Source organism: Umezawaea sp. (assembly GCF_057122925.1).
Genome location: NZ_DBNGPQ010000039.1, coordinates 229,411 through 239,580, shown reverse-complemented (window position 1 = coordinate 239,580; position 10,170 = coordinate 229,411). Strand labels below are relative to the sequence as shown.

Genomic DNA, 10,170 nt, shown 5'->3' with positions numbered 1-10,170 from the left:
GGTCGCCGGTCGTCGGTCGTCGTTGCCGGTCGGTGGCCGGTGGTCGGTGGGCCGCTTGTCGACCTGGGGTCGAGCGGACGCCGAAGCCGCTCCCGTCATCCGGTCGGGCGGCTCACCTCACCTCGCTCCTTCGAATTCGAAGCAGTAGGCTGGTGTCATGGCTGACTCGCCGAAGTTGCTCGACCCCGTCCAACTCGGTGCCTACTTCTCCCTCATCGAGGTGACCAGCCTTCTGCGCCACGCCGTCGAAAAGCAGCTGAAGGAGGCGGGCGACCTCAGCTACGTGCAGTTCCAGCTGCTGGCGCGGCTCGGCGACTCGCCGACGGGCAGCCACCGCATGACCGACCTCGCCGACGGCGTCGTCTACAGCCGCAGCGGCCTGACCTACCAGGTCGGGCTGCTGGAGAGGGCGGGCCTGGTCGAGCGCTCGCCGTCCGCGGGCGACGAGCGCAGCGTCACGGTCACCATCACCGACGCCGGGCGCGCGCTGCTCGCGGCAGTGCTTCCCGGCCACGTCGAGGTCGTCAGCGGCCTGCTCTTCGAGCCGCTCTCCCGGAGCGACGTGATCGCCCTGGCCGGCCTGCTGGCGCCGGTGCGCGACCACATGCGGTCCACGCCGCCGCGCTCGGCGGCGCCTCGGCGGCGCAGGGGTTGACCTCACCGCGCCACGCGGTGACCGATCGCGACGGTGTCCTGGTGGCGAGAGGACCGCTGGGCACGTGGCTGCGCCTGCGTGCGACGTGCCGTCCCGCCGGAGTCGAGGGGCGGCGCTCAGCGCTCGGACGTGCTGACTCCCGTGCTCGACCAGTCCTGCCGGCTCAACTGGTCCAGCAAGGCGATTTCGGCCCGCCCTGGCGAGTGGCGAACGCCCGCGACCACCGGCTCCGAGAGAGCGGGGTGGAGCGGGCGGGTCAGGTGTTCGAAGCCGTCGGGGATCGCGGAGGACGGCGCGATGGTGACGCCGAGGCCTTCCGCGGCGAGCCGCACCGCGGTGGAGATCTGGGAGGCCCGGCCGACCGTCCGCGGGGCGAGGCCTCGGTCGGCGAGCAGGCGCGCCAGGTGCTCGTCGAGCTTGCTGGTGCGGCGGAAGCGCACCCACCCCTCGTGAGCGAGGTCGTCGAGGAGGAGCGGCTCGTCCCGGTGGAGGAGTGGGTGGCCCTCCGGTAGCACGGCGACGTACGACTCCCTGCCCAGCGTGTGGACGTCGAAGAAGCATCCGGGCGGGACCTCGTGCACCAGGACCATGTCGAGCGTGCCCTGGCGCGCGAGCCGTTCCATGTCCGTGGGGTCGGGCTCCTCGTGGATCGTCACCTCCAGGTGGGGATGACGGCGGCGCAGCTCTCCGAGCGCGCGCGGCAGCAGGCGGGTCCCGAGTCCCAGGTAGACGGCGATGATCAGCTCGCCCGTCAGGTCCGCGTCGGCGGAGCGGGCGGCGGTGAGCGCGCGCCGGGACGCGGTGGTGGCGACCTCCGCCTCGGCCAGGAAGGCCCGACCCGCCGCCGTCGGCAGCACTCCTTGGGGGGTCCGCGTGAACAGGCGCACCCCGACCTGCTTCTCCAAGGTGCCGATCTGCTGGGACAGCGACGGCTGCGCCATCCCCAGCCGCTCGGCCGCCGCTGTGATGCTGCCTTCCTCGGCCACGGTCAGCGCGTACTCGTACTGCCGCAAGTTCATCCGGAACCGCCTCGCCACATAGAAGCCACCTATGCAAATCATAGCGGGCGACTCTTTGCGCCTATGTCTCGCTGCTGCGTACGTTCTGGACCGCACAGCTCGTCCGAGGAAGGGGAAAGCGGATGCGTCTCGCCGACAAGGTCGCTCTGGTCACGGGTGGAGGAGCGGGCCTCGGCCTCGCGATCGCCGAGAGGTTCGCGGCCGAAGGTGCCCACGTCTACATCACGGGCCGCCGGAAGGAAGTGCTCGACGACGCGGCGGCTTCCATCGAAGGACGGGTCACGGCGGTTGTCGCGGACTCCACGTCGGCGAGCGGTCTCCACGATCTGGTCGAGACCATCAGGCGGGGGAGTGCGCGCCTCGACGTGCTCGTCGCCAATGCGGGCATGATCGAGCGGGCGGACTTCGGCGAGGTCACCGAGGATCATTTCGACCGCACGTTCGACATCAACGCGCGGGGCACGATGTTCACCGTTCAGGCCGCGCTGCCGCTCATGTCGACCGGTGGCTCGATCATCCTGGTGGGTTCGATCCAGGGGTTCAAGGGACTGCCCGGATCGACCACCTACAGCGCGGCGAAGGCGGCCGTGCGCTCCTACGCGCGGGTGTGGGCGGCCGAGTTCGGCGACCGGGGCTTGCGGGTCAACGTGTTGACCCCTGGTCCGTTCGACACGGCCATCATCGACGGGCAGGCCGAGTACTTCGGGCAGGACCCGGCAGCGCTGCGCGCACAGATGGCCACGCACGTCCCGCTGGGGCGGCTCGGGCGCCCCGAGGAACTGGCCGCCGCGGCGCTGTTCCTGGCCTCCGACGAGAGCGGTTTCATGACAGGCGCGGAACTGTGCGTCGACGGCGGGATGGCTCAGGTGTAGGTCCTCGGGGGAGTGGTCTGCGCGGCCACCCGGTGCGGTGCGCGGCGTACCGCGGCCTGCACGGCTTCGCGGGACCACGTGCTCCTCCGGGGTCGTGGCGGTGGAGGAACTTGATCACTTCGGTGCCCGCCGCCCTGGCCGGCGTGGAACCTGCCGCGCGGAGGCGGGCACGACCGGCGGGCCGACCGGTCGGTGCCGCGGGCGCACCCGGTGTCGCCCCACCCCGCCGCGGGGGCACGGTTCCGGCCAGCGCTCGTTCGGCGACCACGAGGTCGGGCTGCTGCCGCGCGGCCGATTCGGGATGCGCGGCGAGTTGTTCCGCCGGATTGCGATCACCGGTTCGGGATCGGACCTCCGGTGGAGAAGGCGCGCGGTTCGCCGATCGTGGGATGTCATCCGCTGTGGCGACCGGGCAAACATCTCAGGACTCGACCACTTCGGGGACGTCGATGACGGCTTCGGCATAACTCCACCGGGTCAGCGCCGAGCGGTGAGCGGTATGCGGGCGATCGAGTGAATTGGGCGCAGACTGGCCGAAGATCCTGGTAGTAATTCACGAGTCCTGCTCGTTCTCTGCTGAGAGGATCTCTCATGTCCTTGGTAGCACGAGGGAAACTCGCGATCGTCCTGCTCGCCGCGGCCCTGTCGACGAGCGTCGCGCCCGCGTCCGCCGCACCCGGCTCACCGGTCACCGTTCAAGCCGGCAGCGGGACGGTCAGCGACCCGTGGGTCCCGATGCGGGAAGCCCACACGACGTGCGAGTCGACCACGCTGTTCGGCAACTACTCCGGTGGCGTCCACCGCGATCCGATCGTCGTGCTGCCGCGCGGCACGTGGATCGGCGTCCGGTACATCACCGGCGACGGCCGGTCCGCGGACGTCCTGTGGCACAACCACAGCCAGTGGGGCTTCATGCTCCGGAGCTGTTTCGCCTTCGACTGAAAACAGAGGAGTCCCCGTGAAGCTGGCCGCACTGAGCACGGCCCTGATGCTGACCGCCGTGCTCGCTCCGTCCGCCTCCGCTGATCCGTCCACGCAGGCCGTGCGCCAGGTCTGCGCCCAAGACCTGTACGTCCGCGCCACGGCGGCGGGCGTCGTGATCGGCACCCTGTACTTCCACGAGAACTTCGACGTCTCCCGCTACTCACCCAGCCGCGAGTGGGTCTTCGGCCACGCGTACGGCAACGTCCACCAGGACGGTTGGGTGCAGAACGGCTGGTTCTGCTAGGTCCACGGGTGTGCGGGCGCTCCGCGGGGAGCGCCCGCACACCGACCGTCTCCGCGCCGCGCGGCGTCACCCCGGCGTCGCCTCCGAACATCGGGGACAGCGGGGGATCAGCCGTCTACCCGTCGTGAGGTGAACAGCGCGGTGGCGCGGTCGCGCAGGGCGTGGGCGACGGCGTCGAAACCGGCCTTCACCCAGGGCCCCTGGGCGGCCAGGACCGGACGGGCGAGTTCGCCGGTGAAGGTTTCGCGTGTGGTGTAGCCGCACCGGTCCGGGCCCAGCGCGGTGATCCACTGGTCGCGCACCCCGGACAGGCCAGGAAAGGTGTCGCCGGTGTCGTAGCGCAGCAGTCGGGGCGGGTCGACCACGCGGATGTACTCGCGGCTGACGAACGTTCCGCCGCCGCCGTCCGGGTTCGGCAGGGTGAGGTCGATGGGGGAGTCCACGACCAGCGTGGTGTCCACCTTGATCGTGTACGGGTTCCACAGGGGGTAGCTGGCGTAGTCGGTCAGCACCTCCCAGACGAACGCGGCCGGAGCGTCGATCTCGACCGCGACGGACTCGACGACGAAGTTCATACCGGCATGTGCTCCCCGCCGTTGACGTCCAGCGTCGCGCCGGTGATCTCCGACGCGCCGCGGGACAGCAGGAACAGCACCGCACCCGTGCACGCGTCGTCGGTCGGGATCCGGCCGAGCGGGTTGCGCGAGGCGATCTCGTCGTAGACGTCCTGCTCGGTGACGCCGCGCGAGTCGGCGGTCATCCTGAGGTAGAACCGCACGCCCGGTCCGTCCAGCCAGCCCAGGACCGCCTGGTTCGCGCGGATGCCGTGCTCGCCGAGTTCGAGCGCGAGGTACCGCGTCGCGGTGGACATGGCCGCTTTGGCCAGCGCGTAGCCCCCTTCGCCGCGCGACGGCTTGCGGGTGGCCATCGTGCCGATGGTGACGATCGAGCCGCGGCCCGCCGCCTTCATGTGCGGCACCACTTCGCGGGTGACGCCCAGCGCGCCGTGCAGGATGATGTCCATCGACCCGCGGATCGCCTTCTCCGGTGTGTCCAGGAGGTCGTGGAAGCCGGGGTGCCCGAACGCCGAGTTGACCAGGCCGGTGATGGTGCCGAACCGGTCTACGGCGGACCGCGCGAGCCGTGCGACGTCCTCGGGCCTGCGCACGTCGCACGGCACGCCGATGGCCTCGCCGCCCGCCGCCACGATGTCCTTCTCCGTGCGGGCCATCACGTCCTCCGACCGTGCGGCCATGACCACCTTCGCGCCCTCGGCGGCCGCTCGGACGGCCAGCTTCGAACCGAGGCCCGGACCCACCCCGGTGATCACCACGACCTCGCCGTCGAGCATCACAGGTACACCTCCGTGTAGAACGCGAACTCCTCGGCCAGTTCCGCCTCGGTCAAGCCGAAGTCGTGCGGGGTGTAGGAGTGCGACCCGTGCCGTTCCGCGCGGTCGCGGGCCAGGAAGGCCTCGAACGCCGCGTCGTCGGCCGCGTCCGGGGTCGCTCCGATTTCGTGGAGCACCCGGCGGGCGACCGCGGCGGGATCGCGGACCGTGTCGGTGAACCTCACGTCCACGAACCGCTCCGGCCGCGCGGCCCGTGCCGCCGCGAAGTCCCGCAGCGCCGCGGCCAACCGGTCGGACCAGTACCGCCCGACGCGGATCGGGTCGACCTCGTCGCTGTGCTGCTTGGCGATCATGCTCACCATCGAGGCGAACGAGGGAACGGCGTTCACGGGGGAGCGGTGCGTCATGACGACCTTGCAGTCGTCGAAGGTGTTCAGCACGGTGTCCACCGCGGTCAGGTGGTGCGGCGACTTGAGCACCCAGGGGCGGTTCGCGCGCGCCGGGTCCTGCCACTGCAACACCTGGAGCCACTCGCGCAGTTCGGCGTAGGCCCTGCCCTGGTCGGCCGCCCGCAGCCAGTCGCCGTAACCGGGCACCCAGTAGAAGGTGTCGAAGCTCATCGACACGAACGTCCGGTCCAGCAGGATCACCTCCTCCTCCGGGCCGTCCCACACCACCTGGTGGACGGGGGCGAAGTCGGGGGAGAACTCGGCGAACACCCGCGTCCGCTCCCGCGCACGGCGTTTGCGCTCGGGGGCGTCCGGACCTTCGCCGGGGAACGGGATCGGGTAGGCCACCTCCCAGGACCGCGCGGCGGTGAGCTTGGGCGAGGCGGCCAGCAGCCTGTGCAGCAGCGTCGAACCGGTGCGGGGGAGACCGCAGATCTCGGCCGCGACCCGCACCTCCACGTCGAGGACCTCCGGGTGCTCGCGGTGCAGTGCGCGCAGCCGCAGCCGGTCGTTCAGCAGCGCGGTCAGCCTGCGCCTGGTCAGCTCCAGGCCGAGGGGTGACAGGGCCGCCTCGGTGTTGAGGCTCGTGACGAGCACGTCCAGCGGTTCGCGGAACCAGTCGTCGCCGAAGTCGGTCAGACCGGTCTTGGCGGAGGCCTTCTCGATCAGTTCGTCGACGTTCAGGGCGGTGGTCACCGTCGTCACCCCTCCCGTGCCGTCACCGAGTCCAGCGGGACCACCCGGCACGTCGGCGTCGGGTGGTGCGCCGCGCCGAGCCAGCGCAGCAGCGCTGTGCCGGAGCCGTGCTCGCAGGTGTCGATCCAGTTGCCGACACCGGGATCCCGCTCGGCCACCACGATGGTCAGCCGACCGTTCGCGTCGAGGGTCGCGGTGTGCTTGTTCAGGGTGATCTCGCGGTGGTGGTCGAGGGATTCCATCCACCAGTTGTTCAGCTGGAAGTTCCAGTACGGGCAGTCCGGCACGTCGGTCTCGATCACCCACGCCTCGCCGGGCCTCAGCGACCAGTACCCGTGCAGGTAGAAGATCTCCGGATCGCCGCCCGCGCGCTGGAACACCTCCTGCCCGAAGTCGGCCAGCTCGTTGGGCCTGGTCGCGAACGTCTCGGTCCAGCGGGCGAAGGTGGCCGCGGTGCCGTGCACGGACAGCGCCGCCCGCCGCAGGGCCTTGGTGAGGAACTCCGGGGTGAGCGGTGCCGGTTCGGCGGGGCCGTCGACCTGCTCGACGTGCCACGTGCCGGGGGTTTCGGTGGACCGGTCCAGGTAGGTCTGGCGCACCACCAGGCCGGTCGAGTCAGGGGCGAGCGGCAGCCAGTTCCGGACCCGGTCCCCGGAGCCGGGTTTCTCCGCGCTCGCCACGATCTCGACGCGGCCGTCGGGTTCGACGACGAGGTCGGCGTCGGACAGTTCGCCGGTGGAGGCCATCGTGCCGTCCTTGGCGTAGCGGTTGGCCTTGGAGCCGATGCTGAAGTACGCGATGGTGCCGCGGGTGCCGGTGATCCGGTAGGTCCGGTCGCCGCGGACGTTGGCCGAGAGGTACACGTTGTCCGGGTTGTCCGCGCCGATCTTGACCAGGTCCAGCTCGTGGAACCGGGGGAAGTCCGGGTCGGCGTTGTCCACGCACGAGTAGAGCATCTCGCGGGTCAGCCTGGTGAGGTAGCGGAAGCCCTCGGCGCGGTCCAGCGGGGTGTCCGGGGCAGTCTCGGACAGGATCACCTGGCCCGCCCGCTCCAGCGCCCGGCAGAACTCCGACCACGTCTGATCCGGCACGCAGACCTCCAATGAGAACGTGTTCTAGTTAAGCTACCGGATCTCGGACGGCGTTCAACAGAGGCCGAGCCCGCGGAGTCCGGCCACCACCGCGTGCGCCGCGTCCTCGGGGGTCAGCGCCGTGGTGTCCACCCGGATGTCGGGGTGCTCCGGCGGCTCGTAGGGTGAATCGATACCGGTGAAGTTGGCCAGCTCACCCCGCCGCGCCTTGGCGTACAGGCCTTTCGGGTCGCGCTGCTCGGCCACCGCGAGCGGGGTGTCGACGAACACCTCGCAGAACTCGCCCTCGGCGACCAGGTCCCTCGCGAGCGCCCGTTCGCCGCGGAACGGCGAGATGAACGAGACCAGCACGATCAGCCCGGCGTCCACCATCAACGCCGCCACCTCGGCGACGCGGCGGATGTTCTCCACGCGGTCCGCGTCGGTGAACCCCAGGTCCCTGTTCAGGCCGTGGCGCACGTTGTCGCCGTCCAACAGGAACGTGTTCCTGCCTTCCGCGTGCAAGGTCTGCTCGACCAGGTCCGCGATGGTGGACTTGCCCGCACCGGACAGGCCGGTGAACCAGACGACGCAGGGCCGGTGCCCGTTGCGCTCGGCCCGCGCCCGCTTGTCCACGGTCAGGTGCTGCCTGCGCACGTTCGCCGAGCGGCGCAGCTCGAAGTCGATCATGCCCGCGCCGACGGTGGCGTTGGTCAGCCGGTCGATCACCACGAACGAGCCGAGGTCCCGGTTGACGCGGTAGCTCTCGTACGGCACGGGTGCTTCGAAGTGGACGTTCGCGACGCCGATCTCGTTGCACCGCAGCACCTTCGCCGGTGCGCGCCCGCGCGAGTCGACGTCGACGCGGTACTTCGGGAGGTCGGCGGTGAAGCCGGTGGTGCGAGCGCCGACCTTGGCCAGGTAGTGCCTGCCGGGCAGCAGGTCGGCCTCGTGGAGCCAGACCAGGTGCGCCTGGAACGCGTCGGCCACCCCCGGCGGGTCGTCGGCCGCGGCCAGGACGTCACCGCGGCTCGCGTCCACCTCGTCGGCGAGCACCGCGGTCACCGACGACCCGGTCGGCGCCTCGGCGAGGTCGCCTCCCATGGTGACGATGCGGACCACTGTGGACAGCTGGTCGCCGGGGAGCACGCGGACGCGGTCGCCCGTGCGCAGGGTGCCGCGCAGCACCCGTCCGGAGTAGCCGCGGAAGTCCGCGTCCGGCCGGTTGACCCACTGCACCAGGAACCGGACCGGGTCGTCCGCGGCGGTGCCCCCGACGTCCACCGACTCCAGCCACCGCAACAGCGTCGTCCCCGCGTACCACGGGGTCTGCTCGCCGCGGCCCACCACGTTGACCCCGTCCGCGGCCGACACCGGCACGCACGTCACCTCGTCGAGGTCCAGCTCGGTGGCGAACTCGGCGAACTCGGCGCTGATCGAGTCGAACACCTCCCGCGAGTAGCCCACCAGGTCGAGCTTGTTCACGGCGAGCGCGATGTGCCGGATCCCCAGCAGTGAAGCCAGGTGCGCGTGCCTGCGGGTCTGCCTGAGCACGCCCTTGCGCGCGTCGAGCAGGATCACCGCGGCGTCCGCGGTGGACGCCCCGGTGACCATGTTGCGCGTGTACCGCTCGTGCCCCGGCGTGTCCGCCGCGATGAACCGCCGTGCCCGCGTCGCGAAGAACCGGTAGGCGACGTCGATGGTGATGCCCTGCTCCCGTTCCGCCGCCAAGCCGTCCACGAGCAGCGCGAAGTCCAGTTCGCCACCACGGGTGCCGACGCGCTTCGAGTCGGCGGCCAAGGCGGCGAGGTGGTCCGCGTAGAGCAGCTTCGACTCGTACAGCAGCCTGCCGATCAGCGTGCTCTTGCCGTCGTCCACGCTGCCGCAGGTGATGAAGCGGAGCAGGTCGTCCATCAGAAGTACCCCTCCTGCTTCTTGCGCTCCATCGACCCGTGCTGGTCGTGGTCGATCGCCCGGCCCTGCCGTTCGGAGGTGGTGGCGGTCCTCATCTCCTCGATGATCTCCGGGACGTCGGCGGCGGTGCTCCGCACCGCGCCGGTCAGCGGGTAGCACCCCAGGGTGCGGAACCGCACCAGTTCCGGGGTCGGCTCCTCGCCGTCGCGCAGCGGCATCCGGTCGTCGTCCACCACGATCAGCATCCCGTCGCGGTCCACCACGGGGCGGCGCGCCGCGAAGTACAGCGGCACCACGGGGATCCGCTCGCGGTCGACGTAGCGCCAGACGTCCAGCTCGGTCCAGTTGGACAGCGGGAACACCCGGATGCTCTCGCCGGGCGCGACGCGGGCGTTGTAGAGCCGCCACAGCTCCGGGCGCTGGTTCTTCGGGTCCCAGCGGTGCTGCGCGGAGCGGAAGGAGAACACCCTCTCCTTGGCGCGGGACGCCTCCTCGTCGCGGCGCGCGCCGCCGAAGGCCAGGTCGAACCGGTGCTCGTCGAGCGCTTGGCGCAGGCCCCTGGTCTTCCAGAGGTCGGTGTGCCGCGCGGAGCCGTGGTCGAACGGGTTGACGCCCAGCGCCACGCACTCCGGGTTGCGGTGCACGATCAGGTCCAGTCCGAGCGTCGCGACCGTCTTGTCCCGGAACTCGATCATCTCCCGGAACTTCCACGTGGTGTCGACGTGCAGCAGCGGGAACGGCGGCCGTGACGGGTGGAAAGCCTTGCGCGCCAAGTGGAGCAGCACCGAGCTGTCCTTGCCGATCGAGTACAGCAGCACGGGTCGCGCGCTCTCCGCGACGGCCTCGCGGACGATGTCGATGCTGTCGGCCTCCAGCCGGGCGAGGTGGTCGAGCGTCATGCCAAGCACGGTCCCAC

General features: G+C 70.8%; 11 protein-coding genes. 4 read left to right on the top strand and 7 right to left on the bottom strand.

Annotated elements, in window-relative coordinates; genetic code table 11:
• Positions 1 to 157 precede the first annotated feature (157 nt).
• Positions 158 to 655 (top strand): MarR family winged helix-turn-helix transcriptional regulator, encoded by a 498-nt coding sequence (locus AC156L_RS06700; protein WP_330876402.1) that lies wholly within the window; start codon positions 158 to 160, stop codon positions 653 to 655.
• A gap of 116 nt (positions 656 to 771) precedes the next feature.
• On the opposite strand, the gene AC156L_RS06695 is transcribed toward AC156L_RS06700, so the two are convergent.
• Positions 772 to 1,674 carry a LysR family transcriptional regulator gene (locus tag AC156L_RS06695; RefSeq protein ID WP_484406684.1) on the bottom strand — a complete coding sequence of 301 codons (903 nt, stop codon included), beginning with the start codon at positions 1,672 to 1,674 and terminating at the stop codon, positions 772 to 774.
• A 122-nt stretch (positions 1,675 to 1,796) separates the two neighbouring features.
• Here AC156L_RS06695 and AC156L_RS06690 point away from each other — a divergent pair, with 122 nt between their 5' ends.
• From AC156L_RS06690 to AC156L_RS06680, 3 genes are all read left to right on the top strand, one after another.
• A complete protein-coding gene (locus tag AC156L_RS06690; RefSeq protein WP_330876400.1) occupies positions 1,797 to 2,546 on the top strand; it encodes an SDR family NAD(P)-dependent oxidoreductase in 750 nt (249 codons plus the stop codon).
• Between the two features lie 591 nt (positions 2,547 to 3,137).
• Positions 3,138 to 3,488 carry a hypothetical protein gene (locus tag AC156L_RS06685; RefSeq protein WP_330876399.1) on the top strand — a complete coding sequence of 117 codons (351 nt, stop codon included), beginning with the start codon at positions 3,138 to 3,140 and terminating at the stop codon, positions 3,486 to 3,488.
• A gap of 16 nt (positions 3,489 to 3,504) precedes the next feature.
• Positions 3,505 to 3,774: a hypothetical protein gene (locus AC156L_RS06680; protein WP_330876398.1), complete on the top strand. Its 270-nt coding sequence runs from the start codon at positions 3,505 to 3,507 to the stop codon at positions 3,772 to 3,774.
• A 107-nt stretch (positions 3,775 to 3,881) separates the two neighbouring features.
• On the opposite strand, the gene AC156L_RS06675 is transcribed toward AC156L_RS06680, so the two are convergent.
• From AC156L_RS06675 to cysD, 6 genes are read right to left on the bottom strand one after another with little or no spacing between them, the layout of a single operon-like run.
• The gene (locus AC156L_RS06675) at positions 3,882 to 4,349 is read right to left on the bottom strand and encodes an SRPBCC domain-containing protein (protein ID WP_330876397.1); all 468 of its coding nucleotides are present in this window, start codon (positions 4,347 to 4,349) and stop codon (positions 3,882 to 3,884) included.
• A complete protein-coding gene (locus AC156L_RS06670; RefSeq protein WP_330876396.1) occupies positions 4,346 to 5,125 on the bottom strand; it encodes an SDR family oxidoreductase in 780 nt (259 codons plus the stop codon). Before AC156L_RS06670 ends, AC156L_RS06675 begins: the two co-directional genes overlap by 4 nt.
• Positions 5,125 to 6,270: a sulfotransferase family protein gene (locus AC156L_RS06665; protein WP_330876395.1), complete on the bottom strand. Its 1,146-nt coding sequence runs from the start codon at positions 6,268 to 6,270 to the stop codon at positions 5,125 to 5,127. Before AC156L_RS06665 ends, AC156L_RS06670 begins: the two co-directional genes overlap by 1 nt.
• 5 nt (positions 6,271 to 6,275) lie before the next feature.
• Positions 6,276 to 7,361 (bottom strand): DUF1214 domain-containing protein, encoded by a 1,086-nt coding sequence (locus tag AC156L_RS06660; RefSeq protein ID WP_330876394.1) that lies wholly within the window; start codon positions 7,359 to 7,361, stop codon positions 6,276 to 6,278.
• Positions 7,362 to 7,415: 54 nt separating this feature from the next.
• Positions 7,416 to 9,254, bottom strand: coding sequence for an adenylyl-sulfate kinase (gene cysC / locus AC156L_RS06655; RefSeq protein WP_330876393.1), 1,839 nt, complete (start codon positions 9,252 to 9,254; stop codon positions 7,416 to 7,418).
• Complete coding sequence (gene cysD, locus AC156L_RS06650) at positions 9,254 to 10,153, bottom strand: sulfate adenylyltransferase subunit CysD (protein ID WP_330876392.1); 900 nt, start codon at positions 10,151 to 10,153, stop codon at positions 9,254 to 9,256. Before cysD ends, cysC begins: the two co-directional genes overlap by 1 nt.
• Positions 10,154 to 10,170 lie beyond the last annotated feature (17 nt).

Bases quoted from the DNA above. Each gene is read 5' to 3' on its own strand.
- AC156L_RS06695 (WP_484406684.1), bottom strand. From the start codon at position 1,674: ATGAACTTGCGGCAGTACGAGTACGCGCTGACCGTGGCCGAGGAAGGC.
- AC156L_RS06685 (WP_330876399.1), top strand. From the start codon at position 3,138: ATGTCCTTGGTAGCACGAGGGAAACTCGCGATCGTCCTGCTCGCCGCG.
- cysC (WP_330876393.1), bottom strand. From the start codon at position 9,254: ATGGACGACCTGCTCCGCTTCATCACCTGCGGCAGCGTGGACGACGGC.
- AC156L_RS06700 (WP_330876402.1), top strand. From the start codon at position 158: ATGGCTGACTCGCCGAAGTTGCTCGACCCCGTCCAACTCGGTGCCTAC.
- AC156L_RS06670 (WP_330876396.1), bottom strand. From the start codon at position 5,125: ATGCTCGACGGCGAGGTCGTGGTGATCACCGGGGTGGGTCCGGGCCTC.
- AC156L_RS06690 (WP_330876400.1), top strand. From the start codon at position 1,797: ATGCGTCTCGCCGACAAGGTCGCTCTGGTCACGGGTGGAGGAGCGGGC.
- AC156L_RS06675 (WP_330876397.1), bottom strand. From the start codon at position 4,349: ATGAACTTCGTCGTCGAGTCCGTCGCGGTCGAGATCGACGCTCCGGCC.
- cysD (WP_330876392.1), bottom strand. From the start codon at position 10,153: ATGACGCTCGACCACCTCGCCCGGCTGGAGGCCGACAGCATCGACATC.